Source organism: Streptomyces sp. CB01201, assembly GCF_002803085.1.
Taxonomy (GTDB): Bacteria; Actinomycetota; Actinomycetes; order Streptomycetales; family Streptomycetaceae; genus Streptomyces; species Streptomyces hundungensis.
In genome coordinates this window covers 45,531-66,475 of sequence record NZ_NNBJ01000010.1, presented here as the reverse complement: position 1 = coordinate 66,475, position 20,945 = coordinate 45,531, and the positions used below count along the sequence as shown (strand labels likewise).

The following is a 20,945-nucleotide window of genomic DNA, read 5'->3' as shown; positions in this document are numbered from 1 at the left end:
CTGCTGGTACGCCGGAGGCCGGACCGCCCGTCGGTCCGTCCGGTTCGTCAAAGGGCCAGACCGGCCGTGAGGAGGTCGACGAAGCCCACGTCCGCGGCGGCGACCCCGAACACCTCGGCCCGCAGCAGCGTGCGCTCGGCCCAGGCCCGGTGCGGCTTCACCTCGTTCATCTTGTTGGTGTACGCCGAGCGCAGCACCCCGCCGCCGTCCCGTTCGGGCCGCAGGATGTCCGCCGCGTCGGTGAACTCCTCGTGGCTGACCACCGACAGGGCGTGCACGGGCATCACGTGCGAGGGGTGGATGCAGGTCTTGCCGAGCAGGCCGTTGGCGCGGTCGAGCTCGATCTCGCGGAGCAGGCCGTCCAGGTCGTGCTCGATCAAGGCGGTGCGCAGCTCCTCGGCGCGGCCCTCCAGGAAGGGGCTGCGGCGCAGCTGGGGCTTGAACATCCGCTCCTGGAGCCGGAAGTACTCCCATACGGGGCCGGTGATGGTGAAGCCGGTGCCGTCGGCCCGGCCCAGGACGTTCACCACGTCCGCGATGACGCCGGCCACGATCTGGACGTCGTAGGCGGTCATGTCGGGCGAGCGGCGCAGTCCGTAGCCGGAGCAGAAGTCGGTGACGCCGAGGCGCAGGGCCAGGATGCGCTCGCGGTACTTCTCCACCGTACGAGCGATTCCGGCCAGGGTCTCGGGGCGGGTCTCCAGGTGGAGCAGCTCGGGCGATTCCAGGACGGGCATCGCGAAGAGCCGGCGGCCGCTCGCGGACTCGGCCGCGGTGAGCGCCTCCAGGAAGCCGATGCCGCGGTCCTCGGTGAACTTCGGCAGGACGAAGCCGCACAGCAGTCGGGCCGAGGAGCCGAGGCGGTGCACCAGGTCGGGTATCTGGAGCGGGGCGCGGACCCGTACGAACAGGAGCGGGACCTCCTCGCCACGGGCGTCGAGCTCGGCGAACTGGCGCACCAGGTTGGCCTCGGCGGCCACCACCTCGGCGTCGTCTATCGAGTCCTCCAGGCAGAGCACCATGGACACGACACCGCGGCGGGCCTGCTTCAGGACGTCGTCGGCGAGCGCGGGGCGCGTCGCCGGGCTGTAGAGGGTGGCGCCGAGGGCTGCCGACAGCGTGCGCGCCGGGGAGCCCGCGGTGAACTCGCAGGGCTCCTGATGAAAGAGGCGCTTCCGCTCAGCCGGCGGGAGGTGCCCGAAATGCCGCATATACATCCCCCGTACTGCCTGGACGGCCGAGATTTTGGGTGGCCGGTAATAGTACGTAGGAACACGTGTCAAGAGTTCCCCAAGTGCGTGAAATTCAGGTAACTCGTCTGCATCAACCGCCCCGTACGGGCTCCGCCGCCACGCCACGAGCCCTATCCGGCCGGGCCCCGCGTTGTCCGGGGGGCCTGCGGGAAGGCAGGATGACGGGCATGACGCACGCGATGCTGAAGGGATCGAACGTCCCGCTGGAGGCCCCGGCCGTACGCGCGGTGCTCCGCTGGTCGCCGGGCGCCGACGTCCCGGACGTGGACGCCTCCGCACTGCTGCTCGGTACCGACGGCCGGGTGCGTTCGGACGAGGACTTCGTCTTCTACAACCAGCCGCGCCACCCCTCGGGCCTGGTGCGCAGGCTGCCCAAGAAGCGCGTCGCGGAGGGGCTCACCGACACCGTCGAGGCCGATCTTGCCGCGCTCGACCGGTCCGTCGACCGGGTGCTGATCACCGCCTCGTCCGACGGCGCCACCTTCCGTGCCGTACGCGACCTGCGGATCCTGCTGTTCGACGCGGCGGTGTCGGGCGGCGATCCGGTCGCCCTGTTCGATGTGAGGCCGGAGACCGGCGAGGAGACGGCGATCATCTGCGGCGAGCTGTACCGCCGCGGCGAGGGCTGGAAGTTCCGCGCGGTGGGCCAGGGCTATCCGACCGGCCTGGTGGGCCTCGCCACCGACTACGGCATCTCGGTGGACGACGGTGACGACGACAGCGCGCCGAGCACGCCCGGCGCCTCGTCCGTGCCCCAGCCGCTGCCGCAGCACATGGCCCAGCCCGCGTACGGCTACCCGCATCCCGCTCCCCCGGCGCACCCGCCGGTCGTACAGCCGTCCTACGGCTATCCGCAGCCGGCCTCGCCGCAGCCCGCGTACGGCTACCCCCAGCCCGCCCCGGTGCCGGTGCCGGCGCCCGATCCGACGTTCGTCCTGCCGCCGATGGGGCCGCAGTTCATCCGCCAGTAGGCCGGGAGTCAGCCGCCAGTGGGCCGGGAGGCGCGGCTCAGGCCTTGGTCTTGTAGCCGCGGCCCCACTGGAGCCCCCAGCCGTACAGCCGGTCCAGCTCCGCCTGGAAGCCGTAGACGAACTTCACCTCGCGCCGCACCACCATGTCGCCCTTGACGTTCTCGATGGAGACCACCGCGCAGGAGCGGGCCTCGGGGGCGCGCTCGTCCAGCTCGATCTCGATGCGCGGGCCGTTGCTCGGGTAGAGCGTCACCTTGGCGTGGGTGCGGTCGAAGGCCGGGGTCTGGTCGTAGATGTAGACGAAGACGAGCAGCCGCTTTATCTCGTCGCGGTGGTCGAGGTTGACGAAGATCGTCTCGCCCGAGGCCGAGCCGAACCGGTCGTCGCCGCTGCACTCCACGTAGGGCGGCTTGTTGGTGGCGCCGAAGAAGTTGCCGAGCGGCTGGACCACGCCCTTGGTGCCGTCCTGGAGCTCGTACAGGCAGCCGAGGTCCAGGTCGACGTTGACCATGGACTGGGTGTGGCCCTGGACCATCTCCGGCTTGAAGAACTGGAGCGGATGGCGCAGCAGCCGCCCGCCCTGCTCCGGCTTTCCGCCGAAGTCGGAGGTCCGCATCCGCCAGGACAGGTTGACCCGCAGACTGCCGGTGTTGGCCCCCTGCTTGCCGAGGGAGACCGTGTTGTGCCGTCGGGTCAGCTCGATCGTGTTGGTCGCCGCGCTGCCCGAGTCGAACTGTGAGGCCCTGCCTCGCCACAGGCCGTCCCAGAACGCCATTGCCCCCACCCCATAGGTCCGTGAACCGTCCCCGCACACCATGCACTGCGGGGCGGCCGGCGAGGCCGGAGCCTCGTGACCGCCCCGCAGAGAGCGTTCCTCAATCCGGGCCGGATCACACGCGCCTGGGCGTGCGCTCCGGAAGCACCGGGGTCACACCCCGGAGCCGACTTCCGCCGGTTCGCCCGCGCCGCCTTGGCCGGCCGCCGCCAGACGCCGGTTGCGGCGCACGGAGGAGAAGAAGGACCAGGCGATGAGGACGACGCCGACCAGGCCGGTGATGACCTCGTTGATCTCGTACTGGATGGTGACGAGCAGAATCACGGCCAGCGCACCGATCGCGTAGTGCGCCCCGTGCTCCAGGTAGACGTAGTCGTCAAGGGTTCCCTGGCGGACCAGGTAGACGGTGAGGGACCGTACGTACATCGCGCCGATGCCGAGGCCGAGCGCCATCAGGACGATGTCGTTGGTGATGGCGAAGGCGCCGATGACACCGTCGAAGGAGAATGACGCGTCCAGGACCTCCAGGTAGAGGAACATGAAGAACGCGGCCTTGCCGGCCATGGCCACCGCAGAAACCTTGCTGCCGGTGCGCTTGGCCTCCTCCTCGGCCTCGTGCTCGCGCTCCTCGTCCTCTTCCAGACGGTTCTCGAAGTAGCCGGAGAGGCCGCCGACGACCAGGTACGTGATGAGGCCGGCGATGCCGGAGATCAGCACCGTCTGCGCCTTGTCGACGTGGGCTCCGCCGTGCTGGTGGGCGTGGGTGGCGAAGGTCATCGAGGCGACGAGCAGGACGATCATCGCGATGCAGACGGACAGCATGTCGATCTTGCCGAGCTTCGCCAGCGGGCGCTCCAGCCAGGCCAGCCACTTGATGTCCCGGTCCTCGAAGATGAAGTCCAGGAAGATCATCAACAGGAACATGCCACCGAAGGCGGCGATCGACGGATGCGCGTCGGTCACCAGCTGCTGGTAGCGGTCGGCGTCGTTCAGCGCCAGGTCGACCGCGTCGATCGGGCCGACCTTGGCGCTGATCGCGACGATGACGACGGGGAAGAGCAGTCGCATGCCGAAGACGGCGATGAGGACGCCGATGGTGAGGAAGATCTTCTGCCAGAAGGCATTCATCTTCTTCAGGATTCCGGCGTTGACCACCGCGTTGTCGAAGGACAGCGAGATTTCGAGCACGGCCAGGATGGCGACGACGCCGAGGGCCGCCCACCCGTCGTAAAGGACGGCCAGGGCCAGGCCGATCGCGGTGATCACGAATGACCAGCCGAAGGTTTTCAGAAGCACTGACTTCCCCATCGTGTAGAGCGGGCCGACCCCACGTAGAGCGGAGGTCCCCCCGCACCGCGCACGGCTTTGCGCTGCTGTCTCCCGGGGGATGACCCCCAGGCCCCCGGAAGGGAACGCCCCGGCCTGCACTCGATTTGAACGCAACCGGGCGATCTCTTTAGGAGACGTTGACCCCGAAGTCTAGAGCGATGCCCCGCAGACCCGATGCGTACCCCTGACCAACCGCACGGAACTTCCACTCGCCGCCGTACCGGTACAGCTCGCCGAAGATCATCGCCGTCTCGGTCGAGGCGTCCTCGCTCAGGTCGTAGCGCGCGAGCTCCTGGCCGTCGGCCTGGTTGACGACGCGGATGAAGGCGTTGGCGACCTGCCCGAAGGTCTGGCCGCGGTTGTCCGCGTCGTGGATCGAGACGGGGAAGACGATCTTGTCGCAGGCGGCGGGCACCTTCGTCAGGTCGACGATGAGCGACTCGTCGTCGCCCTCGCCCTCGCCGGTCAGGTTGTCGCCGGTGTGCTCGACCGAGCCCTCGGGGCTCTTGAGGTTGTTGTAGAAGACGAAGTACTCGTCGCCGAGCACCCGCCCGTTCGCGCACAGCAGGGCGCTGGCGTCGAGGTCGAAGTCGGCTCCGGTGGTGGAGCGCGCGTCCCAGCCGAGACCGACGAGCACCTGGGTGAGGTTCGGTGCGGCCTTGGAGAGGGAGACATTGCCTCCCTTGGCGAGCGTGACGCCCATGATCGTGTCCTCCCCGAGAAGTGGAACAGGTGGTGAGCGCGTCCGGCGCCGCACCACAGGGGTGCGGCGCCGGACGGAGGAGCGGATCGGCTCAGACGTTGACGCCGAAGTCCTGCGCGATGCCGCGCAGGCCCGAGGCGTAACCCTGGCCGATGGCGCGGAACTTCCACTCCGCGCCGTTGCGGTACAGCTCGCCGAAGACCATCGCCGTCTCCGTCGAGGCGTCCTCGCTCAGGTCGTAGCGGGCCAGCTCGCTGTTGTCCGCCTGGTTCACCACGCGGATGTACGCGTTGCGGACCTGGCCGAAGGACTGCTGGCGGCTCTCGGCCTCGTAGATCGAGACCGGGAAGACGACCTTGGCGACATCGGCCGGAACCGCGGCCAGGTTCACCTTGATGACCTCGTCGTCGCCCTCGCCCTCACCGGTGAGGTTGTCCCCCTGGTGCTCGACGGAGCCGTCGGGGCTCTTGAGGTTGTTGAAGAACACGAAGTTCGAGTCGTTGGTGACCTTGCCCTGTTCGTTGGTCAGCAGGGCGCTGGCGTCCAGGTCGAAGTCACCCCCGGTGGTGGTGCGTGCGTCCCAGCCCAGACCGACGATGACCGCGGTCAGGTTGGGGGCGGCCTTGGTCAGCGAGACGTTGCCGCCCTTGCTGAGGCTGACTCCCACGAGTCCTCCCAATGGTGTGAGGGGGCCGGCTTGGTCAGCGTCCCCGTCGTGCGTTGGCATCGGATCAACGAATGGATCCTAGTAACCGGTTCCCGGGTCAAACAGACGATTCGGCCGAATGATCACGCGGTGTCGGCCGGTCACCGGCCGGTGGTGCACCCGGGTCGAGCTGCTCAGATGGTGTCGAGCGCCTTGAGGTACTCGTTCAGGTCGCGCGCGTCCGGAAGGCCGTTCACGACGGTCCAGCGGACCACGCCCTCCTTGTCGATGATGAAAGTGCCGCGCACCGCGCAGCCCTTGTCCTCGTCGAAGACGCCGTAGGCGCGGCTGACCTCGCCGTGCGGCCAGAAGTCGGAGACCAGCGGGTACTCCAGGCCCTCCTGCTCGGCGAAGACGCGCAGGGTGTGGATGGAGTCGTTGGACACGGCGAGCAGCTGGGTGTCGTCGTTGACGAACTTCGGCAGGTTGTCGCGCAGTTCGCACAGCTCGCCCGTGCACACGCCGGTGAAGGCGAACGGGTAGAAGAGCAGCACCACGTTCTTCTCGCCGCGGAAGTCGCTGAGCTTCACGGTCCGGCCGTGGTTGTCCTTGAGCTCGAACTCCGGGGCCTTGGTGCCGACCTCGATAGCCATGGAAACGCCTTCCCTTCAATGGGCCGATCTGGTGACACCCACCCTACGCACCCCTGTAAGCACAGGGCCCCCTCAGGCTGTGCCTGAGGGGGCCCTGTGGGGCGTGAGGGGTGGATCAGCGCTTGCCGGACTTCAGGCGGGTGCCCGACCAGTCCTTGGCGACGCTGACGCTCTTGGCCGGCGACAGGCCGGCGGTCTGCGCGGCGTCCTGGATGTCGCTGGGCTCGATGTATCCGTCCCGGCCGGTCTTGGGGCTCAGCAGCCAGATCGTACCGGCGTCCTCCAAGAGGCCGATGGCGTCCACCAGGGCGTCCGTAAGGTCGCCGTCCTCGTCACGGAACCACAGCAGTACGACGTCGGCGACGTCGTCGTAGTCCTCATCGACGAGATCCTGGCCAATCAGGGACTCGATGCCCTCGCGGAGATCCTGGTCGACGTCGTCGTCGTAACCGATCTCCTGGACCACCTGTCCGGGCTCGAACCCCAGCCTTCCGGCCGGGTTGGTCCGCTCCTCCGCGTGGTCCGCGGTCGCGCTCACGGCTTGCCTCCTGATCTTGATTCGGTAAGTTCTGCAGCCGCGCGCAGGCGCGTGGCATTGGGCGTAGTCCACACGGGCGGGACGAATCTCGCAAGTACCCGGCCCCCGAACCCGCCCTTTGGGGGCCAGTGTGGCCGTGTTCAGGGACATCCGCATCCCCGCCGGTGATTCATCCCACACGATTGGTGACTGTTTGCACCGTTGTGTTCCTTTGGGTACTCCAATCGGGGCCGAACACCCTTCGGGAACTGGTGGCCGGGTTGAGCGTAAGGTTGCGATTTGGCCCGACCCGTCCAGGCCCTGAGCCTACTTCCTGCTCCGGTGACGGTTACCTCTCAGTTACCTCTCAGTAGAGATGACGTTTGCGCCCCAGCGGTACACGATGGGATGCGGCGCAGAATTGGCTGTCTTCCGCATCCCCCGACAGTGAAGGAACAGCGTGGCTTCCGGATCCGATCGCAACCCGATCATCATTGGCGGCCTGCCGAGCCAGGTCCCGGACTTCGATCCCGAAGAGACCCAGGAGTGGCTCGACTCCCTGGACGCCGCCGTCGACGAGCGCGGCCGGGAACGAGCCCGCTATCTGATGCTCCGGCTGATCGAGCGGGCCCGCGAGAAGCGCGTGGCCGTGCCCGAGATGCGCAGCTCGGACTATGTCAACACGATCGCCACCAAGGACGAGCCGTTCTTCCCCGGCAACGAGGAGATCGAGCGCAAGATCCTCAACGCGACCCGCTGGAACGCGGCCGTGATGGTGTCGCGGGCGCAGCGCCCGGGCATCGGCGTCGGCGGTCACATCGCCACCTTCGCCTCCTCCGCCTCCCTGTACGACGTGGGCTTCAACCACTTCTTCCGGGGCAAGGACGAGGGCGACGGCGGCGACCAGATCTTCTTCCAGGGCCACGCCTCGCCCGGCATCTACGCCCGCGCCTTCCTGCTCGACCGGCTCAGCGAGCAGCAGCTGGACGCGTTCCGCCAGGAGAAGTCGAAGGCCCCGTACGGGCTTTCGTCCTACCCGCACCCGCGGCTGATGCCGGACTTCTGGGAGTTCCCGACCGTCTCGATGGGCCTCGGCCCGCTCGGCGCGATCTACCAGGCGCGGATGAACCGCTACATGCAGGCGCGCGACATCGCCGACACCTCCAAGTCGCACGTGTGGGCGTTCCTCGGCGACGGCGAGATGGACGAGCCCGAGTCGCTCGGCCAGCTGTCCATCGCGGCCCGCGAGAACCTGGACAACCTGACCTTCGTCGTCAACTGCAACCTCCAGCGCCTCGACGGCCCGGTGCGCGGCAACGGCAAGATCATCCAGGAGCTGGAGTCGCAGTTCCGCGGCGCCGGATGGAACGTCATCAAGCTGATCTGGGACCGCAGTTGGGACCCGCTGCTGGCTCAGGACCGGGACGGCATCCTGGTCAACCGGATGAACACCACGCCGGACGGCCAGTTCCAGACCTACGCCACCGAGACCGGCGGGTACATCCGGGACCACTTCTTCGGCGACGACCAGCGGCTGCGCGCCATGGTCGAGGGCATGACCGACCAGCAGATCCTGCACCTCGGGCGCGGCGGCCACGACCACAAGAAGATCTTCGCGGCGTTCGCGGCGGCCAAGGCGCACAAGGGCCAGCCGACCGTGATCCTGGCGCACACCGTCAAGGGCTGGACGCTCGGCCCGAACTTCGAGGGCCGCAACGCGACCCACCAGATGAAGAAGCTGACGGTCGACGACCTCAAGGGCTTCCGGGACCGGCTGCACATCCCGATCACGGACCAGGAGCTGGAGTCCGGCGCGCCGCCGTACTACCACCCCGGACGCAAGTCCGAGGAGATCCAGTACATGCACGACCGCCGGCGCGGGCTCGGCGGCTACGTGCCGACCCGTGTGGTGCGTTCGAAGCCGCTGGCCCTGCCCGAGGACAAGACGTACGCGGTGGCCAAGAAGGGCTCGGGCCACCAGTCGATCGCCACCACGATGGCGTTCGTCCGCATCCTGAAGGACCTGATGCGGGACAAGGAGATCGGCAAGCGCTTCGTGCTGATCGCCCCCGACGAGTACCGCACCTTCGGCATGGACGCGTTCTTCCCGAGCGCCAAGATCTACAACCCGCTGGGCCAGCAGTACGAGGCGGTCGACCGCGAACTGCTGCTCGCCTACAAGGAGTCGCCGACCGGGCAGATGCTGCACGACGGCATCTCCGAGGCCGGCTGCACCGCGTCGCTGATCGCCGCGGGTTCGGCGTACGCCACGCACGGCGAGCCGCTCATCCCGGTGTACGTCTTCTACTCGATGTTCGGTTTCCAGCGCACCGGCGACCAGTTCTGGCAGATGGCCGACCAGTTGGCGCGTGGATTCGTCCTCGGCGCGACCGCCGGACGTACGACACTGACCGGTGAGGGTCTCCAACACGCGGACGGGCACTCGCAGTTGCTCGCCTCGACCAACCCGGCCTGTGTCGCCTACGACCCGGCGTTCGGCTACGAGATCGCGCACATCGTCAAGGACGGTCTGCGCCGGATGTACGGCCCGGACAGCGAGGACGTCTTCTACTACCTCACCGTCTACAACGAGCCGATCCAGCACCCGGCCGAGCCGGCGGACGTCGACGTGGACGGCATCCTGAAGGGCATCCACCGCTACAGCGCGGGCACTTCGGGGTCCATCCCGGCCCAGATCATGGCGTCCGGCGTGGCCGTGCCGTGGGCGGTCGAGGCGCAGCGGATCCTCGCCGAGGAGTGGAACGTACGGGCCGACGTCTGGTCCGCGACCTCCTGGAACGAGCTGCGCCGCGAGGCCGTCGAGGTGGAGGAGCACAACCTCCTGCACCCCGAGGAGGAGCAGCGCGTCCCGTACGTCACGCAGAAGCTCCAGGGCGCGCAGGGCCCGTTCGTGGCCGTCTCCGACTGGATGCGGGCCGTGCCCGACCAGATCGCGCGCTGGGTGCCGGGCACGTACCAGTCGCTCGGCGCGGACGGGTTCGGCTTCGCGGACACGCGGGGTGCGGCGCGGCGCTTCTTCCACATCGACGCGCAGTCGATCGTGCTGGGTGTCCTCACCGAGCTGGCCCGGGAGGGGAAGGTCGACCGGTCTGCCTTGAAGCAGGCGGTCGATCGGTACCGGCTGCTGGATGTGACCGCGGCCGACCCCGGTGCGGCGGGTGGTGACGCGTAGTCGCGGCTGCCGGGCCGTGTAGTGCGGGGTGCGGTGGGTGCTGCGGGGTTCGTTCCCGGGGCCCATCGCTTCCGCGTGTTGTTGGGGCCGTGCGGGTGAGTTGTGGCTGGTCGCGCAGTTCCCCGCGCCCCTGGTAGGTGGTCCGGCGTCGCGTTTGCTCGCGGCCCTGTAGGTGGCCCCGCGTGGAGAGTTGAAGGGTGGCAGGTCCCTTGCGGGGCCTGCCACCCTTCGCCGGTTCACGGCACGGTCAGGAGATGCCGTTGCCCGGAGTTGCCGCTCCCGCCGGGCAGATGACGGCCGGCAGGGTGCCGATGCCGGGCGTCGCGCGGTCCGGCCCGGTCCGGGGCCATCTGCGGTTCCGTGACCGGGGGGTCCTGCGCACCGGGGTGCTGATGCAGAGGCCCGCCATCATCACTCCCTGAGGCCGGTCGGCTCGGCCTCACTGCGTCGGGTACCACGTCTCAGCTCTCCCACACCTTGAACGCCCTTACCCGATAAGGAACTTGGGGCACCCAGGTCCCGCCACCCGGATAGGTGTCGAACTCGGCCGTCTCCTGGCACTCGTCGGACTGGTAGGCGGTGACGGGCCGGCCCGTGCGGTTGGCGAGGGACTGGACGTCGGCGCCCGGGGGCAGCGGGGTGCAGCTCTCGATGTCGATACGCGTCAGGTCGTACACCTGCCGCGAGCCCTTGAAGGCGGCCTTCGCCCACAGGCACAGCTCGCCCGGCGCGCAATCCCCGATACGCGGGGCCGCGGCGGCCGGGGCCGCGGTGGCCGGGGCCGCGGGCAGCAGGAAGGCGGTGGCGGCGAGCAGGGCGAGTGCGGTCGTCGTTGTACGCATGAGAGGTCAACCCCCGTGTCGATTCGATCAGTTGGAATCGGAAAACGGCCGGCGTACGGGGTCGGTTCCGCGGGTCGGGGCATCCCGCGGACAACCATCCGAATAGGTGAAAGCCCCGCCGGATCGGGTCCGGCGGGGCTTTCGCGTACGGGAGTTGACGGGATCAGATGTGGCCCACGCCCGCGCCCTCCTGCGCGTTCACGCCGCGCTTGGTGAACAGGGCGACCGCGGCGGCCAGGACCGCGACGATGCCGGCCACGGTGAAGGCGGTGCTCATGCCCGACACGAACGTGTCGTGGGCGACGCCCGCGATCTTGGACGCGATCTCCGGCGGGGTGTTCGGCGGAACCGGGCCCAGGCCGACCTCGACGGCCTTGGACAGGTCCGAGGTCTGCCCGGGCGTCATGGGCGGCAGCTTGGCGGCGGCCCAGTTGTCCGGGAGCTTCGAGGTGACCTCGGAGGACATCACGGCGCCCAGCACCGCGGTGCCGAGCGAGCCGCCGACCTGCATGCCGGCCTGCTGGAGACCGCCCGCGACACCGGACAGCTCCAGCGGCGCGTTGCCGACGATGACCTCGGTCGCGCCGACCATGACCGGGGCCAGACCCATGCCGAGCAGTGCGAACCAGATCGACATGGTGAAGGTGCCCGTACCGATGGTGAGGCGGGACATGCCGAACATGGCGACGGCGGTGCAGACCATGCCGCCGACCAGCGGGACACGCGGGCCGAGCTTGGTGATCAGGGCGCCGGCGATCGGCGAGGCGACGATCATCATGCCGGTGAGCGGCAGCAGGTGGAGGCCGCTGTCGACGGCCGACATGCCGTGCACGTTCTGGAGGTAGAACGTGACGAAGAAGAGGCCGCCCATGAAGGCGAACGCCATCAGGATCATCAGGATCGTGCCCGCGGACAGCGGCACGGACCGGAACAGGCCGAGCGGGATCAGCGGCTCCTTGACCTTGGTCTCCCAGAAGGCGAAGAGCGCGAAGCCGACCACGGCGCCCGCGATGAGTGCCAGGATGCCGTCGCTGCCCCAGCCCCACTGCGACCCCATGATCAGGGCGTAGATCATGCAGAACATCGCGCCCGAGAGCAGCACGATGCCGAGGACGTCGAAGGACTTCGGGGCGTTCTCGGCACGGTGGTCGCGCAGGATCAGCAGACCCAGGACCAGGGCGATCAGGCCCACCGGCACGTTGATGAAGAAGACCGACTGCCAGTTGACGTGCTCGACGAGGACACCGCCGAGGATCGGGCCGCCCGCGGTGGAGGCGCCGATGACCATGCCCCAGATGCCGATCGCCATGTTCAGCTTCTCGGCCGGGAAGGTGGCGCGCAGCAGGCCGAGCGCGGCCGGCATCAGGAGCGCGCCGAACAGGCCCTGGAGGACGCGGAAGGCGATGACGAAGGTGACGCTGTGGGAGAGGCCGATGGCCCCGGAGGCGGCGCCGAAGCCGACGACGCCGATGAGGAAGGTCTGGCGGTGCCCGAACCGGTCACCGAGCTTGCCCGCGGTGATCAGGGAGACGGCAAGCGCCAGCATGTAGCCGTTGGTGATCCATTGCACGTCCTGGAGCGAGGCTCCGAGGTTGTGCTGGATCGCGGGGTTCGCGATCGCCACGATGGTGCCGTCGAGCGCGACCATCATCACGCCGATGGCCACGGCGAAGAGCGTCAGCCAGGGGTGGCCGCGCAGCCCCTTGGCCGGCACCGGTATCTCGTCCTGTGGCGCCTTTTCGACGGTGGTCTGACTAGTCATGCGACAGAGGATAGTGTCAGCCACTGACACTTGACGAACCAATTCACAAGTCGGTAACTGTCACGTAGCTCACAGCTAGACTGAACACGCCAAATTGACCGAAAGAGGACCACGAAGTGACGGTGGAGCAGCAGCCGATCGCATCCACGGGTGCATCCACGGGTGCATCCACGGGCGGCCTGCGCGAGCTGAAGAAGCAGCGCACCCGTGACGCCCTGCTGCGGGTGGCCCTGGAGCTCTTCACCACCAAGGGGTACGAGCAGACGACGGTCGACGAGATCGCGGACGCCGTCGACGTCTCCCAGCGCACCTTCTTCCGCTACTTCGCCAACAAGGAGGCCGTGGTCTTCGCGGCCCAGGACACCGTGGAGTGGCACTTCGTCGACGCGCTCCGCGAACGGCCGCCCGCCGAGGGCCCGTTCACCGCGATGCGCCGGGCGGCACTCTCGGCCTGGGACAGCATCGAGGAGCGGCTCTCACCCGTGGTGCCGGTCACGCTCTACATGCGGACGTACCAGGTGATCGAGTCGACGCCGGCGCTGCTCGCGATCCATCTGCGCCGCTCGGCGGAGCTGGAGGAGCACGTCGCGCGGCTCATCGCCGAGCGCGAGGGCCTCGATATCGACGCCGACCCCCGGCCCCGGGTGGCGGTGGCCGCCTTCACCGGGGTGATGCGGGTCGCGGGCGGCCTCTGGGGTCAGGGCGGGGACCCGAGCGTGGCGGCGATCCGGGAGCTGACCGCCGGCTATCTCGACCACCTCGGACCGGCGCTGGCCGACGACTGGCGCGAGCCGGCCTGAGCCGGGCGGCTCCCGGGCACGGGTCGGATGCGCCCCCGTCGGGCCGGGATCGGTCGCCGGCCGTATGACGCACGTCTCCCGCACCTGCGGAACCAGCCCCTCCGGCCGCACACAGCGTGCGCCCGCGCGCGCTCTTGGTGAGACCACTCCCCGCTCAAACGTGATCTGAGTCACTGTCACCCCAGTGGACCTTCAGGGTCTCCTACTGTGTTCAGCAGTGACTTCCTTCGACTCCTCCCCCACACTGAACGCCTGGCGCGCGCTGCTCGCGCTCGCCGTCGTGTTCGTCATGCTCGCGACCTCCGGCTGGACGGCGATCCGCGGCCACTCCGGCGACTCCGAGCCCCGTGCCAAGGCGCTCGCCGCCTGGGCGCGCGACACCATAGACGGCCACAAGCTGCCCAAGGCGGACGCCAAGGCCACCGAGCTGGCCCGGTTCTTCGGCTCGCTGACCGCCGCCGAGCGCGACCGGCTCGCCGACCACTACCCGCTGGTCGTCGGCAACCTCAACGGCGCTCCCGTGTCCCTGCGCTACCGGGCCAACCGGGTCGCGCTCACGGAAGCCCGCGCGGTCGAGAACAAACGGATGGTGGATCCCCGGCTCACCGCCGACGGCCGCCAGGACGCGGGCCGCCGCATGCACCGGTTCGACTCGCTGCTCGACGACGGCCGTCAGATCCTCGCCTTCGACCCCAGCGACACCGGCCGGGTCGCGGAGGTCTTCGGCGACCTGGACCACGCCCAGCGGGTCTCGGTGATCGTCCCCGGCGTCGACACCAACGTCCTGACCTTCGAGAAGAGCACCCGCGCCAACACCGCCCCGGTCGGCATGGCCGAGTCGCTGTACGCGGCCGAGCGGGCCGCCGCCCCGAAGACCCGGACCGCCGTGATCGCCTGGGCCGACTACACCGCTCCGGCCGGGCTCGGGGTGGACGCGGCCATCGGCCGGCTGGCCGAGGAAGGCGCCGTGCGGCTCTCCGCGATGGTGGGCGCACTGCCCGGGAAATCCTCGGTCGAGCTGTTCTGCCACAGCTACGGCTCGGTGGTGTGCGGGGTCTCCTCGCGGGAGCTTCCGCCCCGCGTGAGCGACATCGCGGTGGCCGGCAGCCCCGGCATGCGGGTGCGCAACGCCGCGCAGCTGGGCACCGGGGCCCAGGTGTGGGCGATGCGCGACAAGGACGACTGGATCCAGGACGTGCCGTACCTGGACGTGGCGGGGCTCGGCCACGGCGCCGACCCGGTCTCGTCGGCCTTCGGCGCGCGGATCCTGTCCGCCTCCGGAGCCATCGGCCACACCGGGTACTTCGAGCCCGGCACGCAGAGCCTCGCCAACTTCGCCGCCATCGGAGTTGGCGCGTACCGGACGGTCGGCTGTGCCGCCTACGACACCGACTGCGGCAGCGGAATTTCCGACCGTACGGCCGCCTGACGGGCACATCGACGGGCGGACACGCGTAGACGCCGTGCGATCGCCCGGGCACCCGTGTTTCGCGGAGGCTGACAGCGGGGTTCCCTCCGAGGGGGGACGCGCGGGCGCGCGCCGCCTACGATGAGGCGCATGGGTGATGTGCTGGCCGGAATTCATGCCACCTGGGAGTTCGAGTCCGACTCCGTGCTCATCCGCTTCGAACGGGGGATCCGCGCGCCGAAGCTGTTCCAGGCGCTGCGCGAACGACGCATCCCCCACGAGGCGTTGGAGTCGGTGTCACTGACCCAGGGCAAACGCGGCACCGTGGTGCTGCACGCGGTGCCGAGACCGGGCGCCGATCCGCTGATGGATGCCGCGGCGGGCCAGTTGAAGGAGTCCTGCGACCCCTACCGCCTGGTCCTGCCCGCCGAACGCGAGACGCTCGCCGAGTACTACGCGGACGAACTGCGCACCGCTCTGGTGCCGTACGCCTCGGAACCCGCCGACCGCCATCTGGTGGACGCGCCCGAGACCCCGCTGCACTTCAAGGCGTACGACGGCAGGGCCGCCTTCGACGGGCGGCAGGTCACGTTCCGCTGGTTCTGGACGGGCGCCTCGTCGGAGAAGTGGAAGGCCGGCGACCAGGCCTTCCCGATCGCCGCGCTGAGCGGGATCGAGTGGCGCTCCCCCGAGGTCTTCGACGGCCATCTGCGCCTGCTGCGCCGGGATGCCGAGGGCGGCCCCGCCCAGGCCGACCGCGATCCGGCGTCCGTGGTCTTCGGCCTCGGCTACGGGCCCGTGCACGAGTCGCTGCCGTTCGCGGCGGCGGTCCTCGCGGCGGTACGGGGCGGGGGCGGGGCCTCGATCCCGTTGCAGGCGGTGCCGGTCGCCGCGGGGCGGCGCGACCCCGCCGACATCGCGGAAAGGATCCGCCACCTCGGTGATCTGCACCGGGCCGGTCTGGTCACCGACGACGAGTTCAGCGCGAAGAAGGCCGAGCTGCTGGCGGAGCTGTAGCCGGCGGAGTTGCAGGGGCGGCGTCCCCGGCGGCGGCCGGGACCGATACCCAGGTCCGGGGTGCGGGTGGCACCCCGGTATGACGCGCGGACGGCCCGGCCCTGCCTAGGCTGGCCGGGCCATGAAGACCACACCCCTCTCGCGCCGCGCACTCGACCTGCTGCGGCCCCCGGCCGAAGCCACCCGGCCCCTGTTCGCGCGGGCGCCCCGGCGCTGGCAGCGGTGGAGCCCGTACGTCGTCGCCGGCGGCTTCGTGGCGGCGCTGCTGCCGGTCACCATCACCGTCCTGGCCAACGACTACCGGCTGGGCGGCGGCTGGGCCGGGGCGCTCGGGGTGGGCCAGACGGTGCCGCTGCTGCTCGCCGTGACCCGGCCGCTCCAGGCCTGGGTGCTCGTCCTCGCCTTCGACGTGCTGGGCGCGCTCCTGCTGTACGGGGCCGATACGACCGCGCGCGCCTGGCCGTGGCCCCCGACGGTGATCGTCGGCTGTCTGGTGCTCATGGCGGCCCTCGGGCTGCGCGAGCGGACCCGCACGCTGGTCACGGTGTGGCTGGTGACCGGCGCGGCCGGCCTCGCGCTCGGCGTCTTCCCGCCGGGCGGCTCCACCAGTACGTACGTCCTGCTGATCGTCCTGGCGGGCGTGGTGCTGGCCGTCACCGGCGCCGTGCACCAGCGCGAGGAGGCCGAGCGGCTGCTGGCCGAGCAGGAGACCATCAGCGGGGCCGAGCGCGCGCAGCGCACCCTCCTGGAGGAGCGCGCCCGGATCGCCCGCGAGCTGCACGACGTGGTGGCCCACCACATGTCGGTGATCACCGTGCAGGCCGACTCGGCGCCGTACCGGCTGACCGGGCTCGACGAAGCGGCCCGCGGGGAGTTCGCGTCCATCGCCGCCGGCGCGCGGGAGTCGCTGAGCGAGATGCGGCGGCTGCTCGCGGTCCTGCGCAGCGACGGGAGCGGCGAGGACGGGGGCGAGCGGGCGCCCCAGCCCGGGGTGGACCGCCTCCAGCAGCTCGTCGAGGCGACCGTACGCTCCGGCCAGCCCGCCACGCTCTCGCTGGCCGCGGACCTGCCCGCGCTGCCGCCCGCGGTCGACCTGTCGGCCTACCGGATCGTCCAGGAGGCGCTCGCCAACGTCGTACGGCACGCGCCGGGCGCCCCCACCCGCGTCTCCGTCACCGGCGACGAGCGGCATCTGACGGTGGTTGTCGTCAACGGCCCGGCGGCGGGCCGCACTTCGCCCCTTGAGACCAGCGGGACGGGCCACGGGCTCGTCGGCATGCGCGAACGCGTACGGTTGACCGGTGGGTCGCTGGACACCGGACCGCTGCCGGACGGCGGCTTCCGGATCGCGGCGCGCCTGCCCCTGGACGCCCCGTCGACCTCCACCTCCCTGCCCGTGAACTCCCGCTCCGAGGACACCAGTTGAGCCCCATCCGAGTGATCATCGTCGACGACCAGGCCATGGTGCGTGCGGGGTTCGCCGCGCTGCTCTCGGCGCAGGCCGACATCGACGTGGTGGGCGAGGCGCCCGACGGCCGCGCGGGGGTGGCCGTGGCCCGCTCCACCCACCCCGACGTGGTCCTGATGGACGTCCGCATGCCCGAGATGGACGGGCTCGCGGCGGCCCGCGAGATCCTGGACCCGCCGGCGGGGGTCGTGCACCGGCCGAAGGTGCTCATGCTGACCACCTTCGACGTCGACGACTACGTGTACGAGGCGCTGCGCGCGGGGGCGTCGGGGTTCCTGCTCAAGGACGCGCCGCCCGCGGATCTCATCGGGGCGGTACGGGTCGTGGCGGCGGGCGAGGCGCTGCTTGCGCCGTCCGTGACGCGGCGGCTCATCGCGGACTTCGCCGCGCAGCGGCCGGCGCCGCGGCGGGGGCCGCTGGCGCTGCGCCTCAACGGGCTGACGCCGCGCGAGACGGAGGTGCTCGAACTGATCGCCCGGGGGCTGTCCAACCAGGAGATCGCGGGGCGGCTGGTGCTGGCGGAGCAGACGGTGAAGACGCATGTGGGGCGGGTCCTGGCGAAGCTGGACCTTCGGGACCGGGCCCAAGCGGTGATCTTCGCCTACGAAGCGGCCCTGGTCCGCCCCGGCGACCCGGGCTAGCCCCACCCCCTGGGGCTCCGCCCCGGACCCCGTTCGCGCCTGAACGGCGCTCGTCCTCAAACTCCCCCAAGGCATTGAGGGCCAGGGCGACCCCCATGACGGGCTGAAGATGCCCGATGCGGACCAGCACCGAGGCCCTCAGGGGCGCGGGGAACCGCGCGAGAATCGACCACGGTCCGCAGACCGAAACGGGGTTGGGGGCGCGGGGAACTGCGCGAGAAGCGACCACGGCCCGCAGACGGAACGAGGTTGGGGGCGCGGGGAACTGCGCGAGCAACCACGCACGGCCCGCAGACCGAAACGGGTTTAGGGGCGCGGGGAACTGCGCGACCAGCCACCCACGGTCCGCAGCTCGAAGCGGACCCAGGGGCGCGGGGAACTGCGCGACCAGCCACCCACGATCCGCACGCGAAGGCGCAGGCCAGGAGCGGACGGCTCGGCGCGGCACCGGAGCGCGTGCGGCAGGAGCAGGCGCACCTCCATACCCCCACCGCCGGCATGCACCGGCCACGGCACCCGTACGCCTCCCCCGGCCTCCGGGGTGACGCCGGGGTGGGGATATCCCCCCATCCACCCCCTACCCCGGTAGCACCACCCACCCAGCCCCCCAGGGTGACGCCCGGCGCCCCACCCGCTCCCTACCTTCGCCCTCGTCAAGGAACGGGCGAGGAGAGGGAGTCGGGGCATGGGGCGGATTCGGAGGGTGCTGGTCGCGGGGGCGCTCGTGGTCGCTGGGGTCGCGGGGAGCGCGGGGTGGGCCGCGGGTGACGCGCAGGTGGCCGTCACCGGGCCGCCGCCGGGGACCGCAGCCTGGCGGGCGGACCGGGTGGACGGGGAGCCGCTGCCCGACCCGGTCGGGTCGACGCCCCGTCAAGTGGCCCTGTTCATGGGCAGGTTGAGCCCCGCTCAGCAGCACGGCCTCGCCCGCCGCCACCCCCAGGTCGTGGGGAACCTCGACGGCGTCCCCGTCCCGCTGCGCTACGAGGCCAATCGGCTCGCCATCGCCGCCACGCACGACCCCCGCTACACCCGGCTCGCCGCCCCCGATCGGCAGATCCTCGCCTTCGACCCGCGCGGGCGAGGTCAAGTGGCCGAGGTGTACGGGGAGTTGCCGCACGCCACCCACGTGGCCGTCGTCGTGCCCGGATCCGACATCGACGCCCGGACCTTCGACCGCACGAACGACCCCTACGGCACCCCCGCCGGCATGGCGGCCGCGCTGCGCGGCGCCACCCGCGGCGAGGTCGCCGTGATCGCCTGGGCCGGGTACACCACGCCCGTCGGGGTGGGGATCGACGCCGCGTCGGGGCGGCTCGCCGAGGCGGGGGCCGGGCGGCTCGCGCGGTTCACGGAGGGGCTGGACGCCGTCGGCGCACCCGACCCCGTGCTGTTCTGCCACAGCTACGGCTCCGTGGTGTGCGGGCTCGCCGCCCGGCACACCGACGCCTCGGACGTCGTGGCGCTCGGCTCCCCCGGCATGCGGGCCGGCAGCGTCACCGAGCTGGGCACCCGTGCCCGGGTGTGGGCCGCGAAGGACCCCTCGGACTGGATCGACGACGTACCGCACATCGAGTTCGCGGGGCTCGGCCACGGCGCCGACCCCACCGACCCGGCCTTCGGCGCCCGCCGCATACCCGCCGCCGACGCCAAGGGCCACACCGGCTACTTCGCCCCCGGCACCGAGTCGCTCGACTCCTTCGCCGCCATCGCCCTGGGAGACGTCCGATGACCAACTCCGCACTCAGCAGGGCCGTTTCGGACATCGAGCGGAAGACCCCGGCGCACCGCGACCGCGCCGTCGACGGGCTGCGCGCCCTCGCACTGCTCGCCGTGCCGACCGGGCACTGGCTGCTCGGCGGGTTCACCCGGGACGGCTCGGGCGCGCTGCACAACGCCAGTCCGCTCTCCGGCTTCGCCGGGTTCGCGCCCGCCAGCTGGGTTCTGCAGATGCTCGGGATCTTCTTCCTGGTCGGCGGCTACGCGTCCGTGCTGTCCTTCCACCGGCGCAAGGGGTCGACCGGGGCGTGGCTGCGGGGTCGGGTCGCCCGGCTCGGGCGGCCCGTGCTCGGGGTCACCGCCGTGTGGGCCGCGATGATCCCCGTGCTCCATGCCCTCGGCGTCCCCCACGACACCCTGCGCACCGGCTCGACGCTCGTCATCCAGCCGCTGTGGTTCGTGGGCGTGTACGTCGTCGTCACCGCGCTCACGCCGTACTGCGTGCGGGCGGCGCGGGCGATGGGAGGCTGGGCCGCGGCTCCGCTGTTCGGTGTCGTCGCGCTCGTCGACTTCCTGCGCTACGGGCCGTTCGCCGACTCCGTGCCGTCCTGGCTGTCGCTCGTCAACATCCTGCCCGGGTGGATGTTCGCGTACCAACTCGGCGTCTCCTGGGGCGAGAAGAGGATCGGCCGCCGGGGCGCGTGGCTGCTGTTCGGCGGTGGGGCGCTGCTGTTCGCCGCGCTGCTCGTCGTCTTCCACTACCCGGCGTCGATGGTCGGCGTGCCCGGTGAGGCACGCACCAACTCGCATCCGCCGTCGCTGCTCGTGCTCGCCCTCGCCTCGGCCCAGTCCGGCGCCGCGATCCTGTTGCGCGACCGGATCGCCAACTGGCTGAAGCGGCCTGCCCTTTGGGCGCCGGTCGTGGTCGTCAACCTGTCCGCCATGACCATTCTGTGCTGGCACCAGACGGCGATGCTCGCCGCCGCCGTCCCGGCCTCGTTCGCCGGGCGGGTGCCGGGCCTGACCACCGCGCCCGACACCCTGGCGTGGATCGGTGAACGCCTCGCCTGGATGCCGGTGTTCGCGGTGCTGCTCGTGGTGATCGCCCGGTACGCGCGCGGCTTCGAGGCACCCTGGACGAAGACGACCAAGGCCCGCCGGGCAGCGGCGGGGCTGCTCGCGGCGGGCTTCGCGGTGTTCGCGCTGGGGCTCGCGTGAGCCCCGGCCCCCGTGCGGACCCCGGCTCGTGCG

General features: G+C 70.7%; 19 protein-coding genes. 10 read left to right on the top strand and 9 right to left on the bottom strand.

Annotation, left to right across the window (positions count from 1 at the left end; all coding sequences use genetic code 11):
* Positions 1 to 47: 47 nt before the first annotated feature.
* Positions 48 to 1,211, bottom strand: coding sequence for an HpcH/HpaI aldolase/citrate lyase family protein (locus CG740_RS20915; RefSeq protein WP_100576729.1), 1,164 nt, complete (start codon positions 1,209 to 1,211; stop codon positions 48 to 50).
* 209 nt (positions 1,212 to 1,420) lie between these two features.
* On the opposite strand from CG740_RS20915, the gene CG740_RS20910 reads away from it, so the two are divergent.
* On the top strand, positions 1,421 to 2,224 hold the full coding sequence (locus CG740_RS20910; protein ID WP_100576900.1) for a TerD family protein: 804 nt from the start codon (positions 1,421 to 1,423) through the stop codon (positions 2,222 to 2,224).
* A gap of 37 nt (positions 2,225 to 2,261) precedes the next feature.
* Here CG740_RS20910 and CG740_RS20905 read toward each other — a convergent pair whose 3' ends face one another.
* From CG740_RS20905 to CG740_RS20880, 6 genes are all read right to left on the bottom strand, one after another.
* Positions 2,262 to 2,999, bottom strand: a complete 738-nt coding sequence (locus CG740_RS20905; RefSeq protein ID WP_100576728.1) for a TerD family protein — start codon at positions 2,997 to 2,999, stop codon at positions 2,262 to 2,264.
* A 153-nt stretch (positions 3,000 to 3,152) separates the two neighbouring features.
* On the bottom strand, positions 3,153 to 4,295 hold the full coding sequence (locus tag CG740_RS20900) for a DUF475 domain-containing protein (RefSeq protein ID WP_100576727.1): 1,143 nt from the start codon (positions 4,293 to 4,295) through the stop codon (positions 3,153 to 3,155).
* 160 nt (positions 4,296 to 4,455) lie between these two features.
* On the bottom strand, positions 4,456 to 5,031 hold the full coding sequence (locus CG740_RS20895) for a TerD family protein (protein ID WP_053727176.1): 576 nt from the start codon (positions 5,029 to 5,031) through the stop codon (positions 4,456 to 4,458).
* Positions 5,032 to 5,122: 91 nt separating this feature from the next.
* Entirely contained in the window at positions 5,123 to 5,698 is a 576-nt protein-coding gene (locus CG740_RS20890; protein WP_100576726.1) for a TerD family protein, read from the bottom strand.
* 173 nt (positions 5,699 to 5,871) lie between these two features.
* Positions 5,872 to 6,330: a peroxiredoxin gene (locus tag CG740_RS20885; RefSeq protein WP_100576725.1), complete on the bottom strand. Its 459-nt coding sequence runs from the start codon at positions 6,328 to 6,330 to the stop codon at positions 5,872 to 5,874.
* A gap of 115 nt (positions 6,331 to 6,445) precedes the next feature.
* Positions 6,446 to 6,868 (bottom strand): DUF3052 domain-containing protein, encoded by a 423-nt coding sequence (locus tag CG740_RS20880; RefSeq protein WP_100576724.1) that lies wholly within the window; start codon positions 6,866 to 6,868, stop codon positions 6,446 to 6,448.
* A 439-nt stretch (positions 6,869 to 7,307) separates the two neighbouring features.
* On the opposite strand from CG740_RS20880, the gene aceE reads away from it, so the two are divergent.
* Both aceE and CG740_RS40405 read left to right on the top strand, forming a co-directional pair.
* Positions 7,308 to 10,040, top strand: a complete 2,733-nt coding sequence (gene aceE / locus CG740_RS20875; RefSeq protein WP_100576723.1) for a pyruvate dehydrogenase (acetyl-transferring), homodimeric type — start codon at positions 7,308 to 7,310, stop codon at positions 10,038 to 10,040.
* A 260-nt stretch (positions 10,041 to 10,300) separates the two neighbouring features.
* Positions 10,301 to 10,462, top strand: coding sequence for a hypothetical protein (locus CG740_RS40405; RefSeq protein ID WP_199846528.1), 162 nt, complete (start codon positions 10,301 to 10,303; stop codon positions 10,460 to 10,462).
* 39 nt (positions 10,463 to 10,501) lie between these two features.
* On the opposite strand, the gene CG740_RS20870 is transcribed toward CG740_RS40405, so the two are convergent.
* Complete coding sequence (locus tag CG740_RS20870; protein ID WP_100576722.1) at positions 10,502 to 10,882, bottom strand: peptidase inhibitor family I36 protein; 381 nt, start codon at positions 10,880 to 10,882, stop codon at positions 10,502 to 10,504.
* Between the two features lie 163 nt (positions 10,883 to 11,045).
* Positions 11,046 to 12,644, bottom strand: coding sequence for an MFS transporter (locus CG740_RS20865; RefSeq protein WP_100576721.1), 1,599 nt, complete (start codon positions 12,642 to 12,644; stop codon positions 11,046 to 11,048).
* Positions 12,645 to 12,760: 116 nt separating this feature from the next.
* Between CG740_RS20865 and CG740_RS20860 the strand changes: the two genes are divergently transcribed.
* The 7 genes from CG740_RS20860 to CG740_RS20825 all read left to right on the top strand — a co-directional run bounded on the left by CG740_RS20860 (position 12,761) and on the right by CG740_RS20825 (position 20,912).
* The gene (locus CG740_RS20860) at positions 12,761 to 13,444 is read left to right on the top strand and encodes a TetR/AcrR family transcriptional regulator (RefSeq protein WP_234376406.1); all 684 of its coding nucleotides are present in this window, start codon (positions 12,761 to 12,763) and stop codon (positions 13,442 to 13,444) included.
* A gap of 217 nt (positions 13,445 to 13,661) precedes the next feature.
* Positions 13,662 to 14,873 carry an alpha/beta hydrolase gene (locus CG740_RS20855; RefSeq protein WP_100576720.1) on the top strand — a complete coding sequence of 404 codons (1,212 nt, stop codon included), beginning with the start codon at positions 13,662 to 13,664 and terminating at the stop codon, positions 14,871 to 14,873.
* Between the two features lie 129 nt (positions 14,874 to 15,002).
* Positions 15,003 to 15,869 (top strand): DUF4429 domain-containing protein, encoded by an 867-nt coding sequence (locus tag CG740_RS20850; RefSeq protein WP_199846527.1) that lies wholly within the window; start codon positions 15,003 to 15,005, stop codon positions 15,867 to 15,869.
* 121 nt (positions 15,870 to 15,990) lie between these two features.
* Positions 15,991 to 17,295, top strand: a complete 1,305-nt coding sequence (locus tag CG740_RS20845; RefSeq protein ID WP_100576718.1) for a sensor histidine kinase — start codon at positions 15,991 to 15,993, stop codon at positions 17,293 to 17,295.
* Complete coding sequence (locus tag CG740_RS20840; RefSeq protein ID WP_267895417.1) at positions 17,292 to 17,978, top strand: response regulator; 687 nt, start codon at positions 17,292 to 17,294, stop codon at positions 17,976 to 17,978. Before CG740_RS20845 ends, CG740_RS20840 begins: the two co-directional genes overlap by 4 nt.
* Before the next feature lie 685 nt (positions 17,979 to 18,663).
* Complete coding sequence (locus CG740_RS20830; RefSeq protein WP_100576716.1) at positions 18,664 to 19,707, top strand: alpha/beta hydrolase; 1,044 nt, start codon at positions 18,664 to 18,666, stop codon at positions 19,705 to 19,707.
* Positions 19,704 to 20,912 carry an acyltransferase family protein gene (locus tag CG740_RS20825; protein ID WP_100576715.1) on the top strand — a complete coding sequence of 403 codons (1,209 nt, stop codon included), beginning with the start codon at positions 19,704 to 19,706 and terminating at the stop codon, positions 20,910 to 20,912. Before CG740_RS20830 ends, CG740_RS20825 begins: the two co-directional genes overlap by 4 nt.
* Positions 20,913 to 20,945: the final 33 nt, after the last annotated feature.

Coding starts and splice junctions, on each gene's coding strand:
- CG740_RS20915 (WP_100576729.1), bottom strand. CDS start 1,211: ATGCGGCATTTCGGGCACCTCCCGCCGGCTGAGCGGAAGCGCCTCTTT.
- CG740_RS20910 (WP_100576900.1), top strand. CDS start 1,421: ATGACGCACGCGATGCTGAAGGGATCGAACGTCCCGCTGGAGGCCCCG.
- CG740_RS20905 (WP_100576728.1), bottom strand. CDS start 2,999: ATGGCGTTCTGGGACGGCCTGTGGCGAGGCAGGGCCTCACAGTTCGAC.
- CG740_RS20895 (WP_053727176.1), bottom strand. CDS start 5,031: ATGGGCGTCACGCTCGCCAAGGGAGGCAATGTCTCCCTCTCCAAGGCC.
- CG740_RS20885 (WP_100576725.1), bottom strand. CDS start 6,330: ATGGCTATCGAGGTCGGCACCAAGGCCCCGGAGTTCGAGCTCAAGGAC.
- CG740_RS20870 (WP_100576722.1), bottom strand. CDS start 10,882: ATGCGTACAACGACGACCGCACTCGCCCTGCTCGCCGCCACCGCCTTC.
- CG740_RS20865 (WP_100576721.1), bottom strand. CDS start 12,644: ATGACTAGTCAGACCACCGTCGAAAAGGCGCCACAGGACGAGATACCG.
- CG740_RS20850 (WP_199846527.1), top strand. CDS start 15,003: ATGGGTGATGTGCTGGCCGGAATTCATGCCACCTGGGAGTTCGAGTCC.
- CG740_RS20845 (WP_100576718.1), top strand. CDS start 15,991: ATGAAGACCACACCCCTCTCGCGCCGCGCACTCGACCTGCTGCGGCCC.
- CG740_RS20830 (WP_100576716.1), top strand. CDS start 18,664: ATGGGGCGGATTCGGAGGGTGCTGGTCGCGGGGGCGCTCGTGGTCGCT.
- CG740_RS20825 (WP_100576715.1), top strand. CDS start 19,704: ATGACCAACTCCGCACTCAGCAGGGCCGTTTCGGACATCGAGCGGAAG.